This is a genomic window from Sphingopyxis sp. Geo25, from assembly GCF_949769135.1.
In the GTDB taxonomy this organism is placed as follows: domain Bacteria; phylum Pseudomonadota; class Alphaproteobacteria; order Sphingomonadales; family Sphingomonadaceae; genus Sphingopyxis.
Window position 1 is genome coordinate 1 of the sequence record NZ_CATKOZ010000018.1, and the last position, 2,458, is coordinate 2,458.

The 2,458-nt window shown below is 67.0% G+C and carries 3 protein-coding genes; all 3 read right to left on the bottom strand.

Going from position 1 to position 2,458, the window contains the following annotated elements; genetic code table 11:
• Positions 1–24: 24 nt before the first annotated feature.
• Positions 25–1,557 (bottom strand): IS66 family transposase, encoded by a 1,533-nt coding sequence (gene tnpC, locus QOL68_RS18875; RefSeq protein WP_502957427.1) that lies wholly within the window; start codon positions 1,555–1,557, stop codon positions 25–27.
• 62 nt (positions 1,558–1,619) lie between these two features.
• Positions 1,620–1,967, bottom strand: coding sequence for an IS66 family insertion sequence element accessory protein TnpB (gene tnpB, locus QOL68_RS18880; RefSeq protein WP_282950489.1), 348 nt, complete (start codon positions 1,965–1,967; stop codon positions 1,620–1,622).
• The gene (gene tnpA / locus QOL68_RS18885) at positions 1,964–2,320 is read right to left on the bottom strand and encodes an IS66-like element accessory protein TnpA (RefSeq protein ID WP_097093055.1); all 357 of its coding nucleotides are present in this window, start codon (positions 2,318–2,320) and stop codon (positions 1,964–1,966) included. The genes tnpB and tnpA overlap by 4 nt, the downstream gene beginning before the upstream one ends.
• Positions 2,321–2,458 lie beyond the last annotated feature (138 nt).

Sequence of the window (2,458 nt, forward strand, 5' to 3'; positions counted from 1 at the left end):
GTAAGCGTGTCCTGAAGGCCGCAGCTAGGCGGCCTGAGCGATCTGCTGGTGCTCGGCCTGCCAGTTCCACGGCATCAGCTCGTCCCACCGGGATGCGGGCCAGCCTGAGGCGATCTTCTCGATGACATCGGCGATATAGGCCTGCGGTTCGACGCCATTGAGCTTCGCGGTCTCGATGACGGAGTAGATGGCGGCGGCGCGTTCGCCGCCGGCCTTCGATCCGGCGAACAGCCAGTTTTTGCGCCCGATCGCGATCGCTCGGATGGCGCGCTCGGCGATATTGTTGTCGATCTCCGCCATGCCCTCGTCGATGTAGCGGGTCAGCGCGTCCCAGCGCTTGCGACCATAGGCGAGCGCCTTCGCCATCGCCGACTTGGGCGACAGCCGGCGCAGGGCATCGTCGATCGCGTCGCGAAGCGCGTCGATCTGCGGCCTGGCTTGCTCCTGTCGGTGTCGGCGCCGGATATCCGGCGGCTGGCCGCGGACTTCCTCTTCGATCCGGTAAAGCCCGGCGATGCGATCGAGCAGGTCGGTGGTGAGCGTCGTCGGGCTCGTCTGGTGGCACTCGAAGATCTTGCGGCGGAAGTGCGCCCAGCAGGCGACCTCCTGGATGCCATTGCCCTGGTAGAGCTTGTCATATCCGGCATAGCCGTCGGCTTGGAGAAGGCCGGTGAATGACCCCAGCTCGGCCTGCGGATGGATGCCGCTGCGATCGGGGGTGAACCGATACCAGGCGAGCGCCGGGGTAGCGGCGCCCGACGCGCGATCATCGACGACATAGGCCCAGAGCCGCGCCACCGCTGTCCGGCCCTTGCCGGGCATGAGCATCGGCACCGGCGTGTCGTCGGTGTGGAGCTTGGCGGCCTTCAATCCTTCCTCACGGATACGGCTGACGATCGGATCGAGCAGATGCGCGGCTTGGCCCGCCCAGCCGGCGAGGGTCGAACGATCGATGTCGATGCCCTGCGCCGCCATCATCTCTGCCTGGCGGTAAAGCGGGAGATGATGATCGAACTTGTGGACGACGACATGGGCGAGCGTCGCGAAGCTGGCCTTGCCGCGTGCTATGGCCTTCACCGGCGCCGGTGCCTGGACGATCCTATCGCAGGCGCGGCAGCTATACTTGGGCCGCACGGTGCGGATAACGCGCCACTGGACCGGCGCGACGTCGAGCTGCTCGTCGCTGTCGTCGCCAAGCGGGCGCAGCGCGCCGCCGCAATCGGGACAGGTGCAGTTGCCGGCCTCGGGCTTGATCCGCCGTTCGGCGCGCGGCAGATGATCGGGCAGCGCGCGCACCGGCGAGGGTCGCTGGGCGGGCGCCCTGTCGGCGGTACGGCTGTCCGCGACCTCGGCTTCGCCTTCGAGCTCCTCGAGGGCGAGCTCGAGTTGCTCGATCTGCAGCGCGAGCTTCTCGGAGGACTGGCCGAAGGTCATGCGGCGAAGCTGGGCAAGCTGGTGACGGAGGGTGTCGATCAGCGTATCGCGGGCCGCGAGAGCCGCTTCGAGCTCGGCGATCCGGGCGTCTTTGTCGATGCTGGAAGAGGCTGGTTCCGACACCCGGAACACCTAGCAAAACAGGCTCCGCGATGCCAGCAAAACCCACATTAATCCGCCACTTTTTACCCTGCAAGCAAGGGCGCCGCGGTGCGTTCGGGACGCCGCCAGTCGATGCCTTCGAGTAGCATCGAAAGCTGCGCCGCGGTGAGGCTGACCTTGCCCGCCTTGGTGATCGGCCAGATGAACCGGCCCCGATCCATGCGCTTCGAGAAGAGGCACAGGCCCTGGCCGTCGTACCAGAGCAGCTTAACCAGATCGCCCCGCTTGCCGCGGAACGCGAACAGCGCGCCCGAGTGCGGACTCTTCTCCAGCACCTGCTGCACCAGCACCGCGAGCCCGTCGAACCCCTTGCGCATATCGGTGGCTCCGCAGGCCAGATAGATGCGTGTCGTCGGCAGTAACGGGATCATCGGGCAAGGACGGACATCACCCGGGCCAGCGCGTCGGTATCGACCGCCGCGTCGACGGTGAGCCGCACGCCCGACGGCAGCTCGATCCCGATGTGGCCGCTGCCTGCCGTCGCCGTGGTCGGCACCGACACCTCGACCTCGGCGAACGACGGCACCGACGTGCGCTTCGCTCCCGTCAGATCGCCCGCCAATGCCTGCCGGCGCCACGTATAGAGCATCCCGCTGCCGACCGCGTGTCGCTGGCACGTCGCCGAGACCGAGCCGTCGGGGCCGAACGCTTCGCGCAGGATCGCCAGCTTCTGATCTACCGACCAACGGCGACGCCCGCCCACGACCGCGATCCGACTGCTCATACGATTACTCATATGACCGGTCGTAAGAGCACTCGCTCCCGACGCTCCAACATCCTCGTTCATCACCGCTCCTCGCAAAGAGCGGCTATCAGCACCCCAGAGCAGCTTCCCGCAAGGCGGCCTTCAGGACACGGTTAC